At 49.5% G+C, this 214-nt stretch carries 1 tRNA gene; it reads right to left on the reverse strand.

Annotated features, from left to right (window positions below):
• Nucleotides 1-92 precede the first annotated feature (92 nt).
• Nucleotides 93-168 (reverse strand) — tRNA-Ala (locus tag K7H09_RS23970).
• Nucleotides 169-214 lie beyond the last annotated feature (46 nt).

Here is a 214-nt window from a genome sequence, read left to right on the forward strand (position 1 = left end):
GGCGTTGTGCGATAACTAAAACAACAGCGACTTATCAATGGTCACGAAACATTCACAAACGGTATTGAAGGTTAAACAGGGTAGTAACGTAATGGTGGAGCCAAGCGGGATCGAACCGCTGACCTCCTGCGTGCAAGGCAGGCGCTCTCCCAGCTGAGCTATGGCCCCATCTAGTCACTCTTAGTCACACTCACCTCTGGCCAATTTTATTTAG

Origin of the sequence: Halomonas sp. IOP_14 (assembly GCF_021021315.1) — a bacterium.
Taxonomy (GTDB): Bacteria; Pseudomonadota; Gammaproteobacteria; order Pseudomonadales; family Halomonadaceae; genus Vreelandella; species Vreelandella titanicae.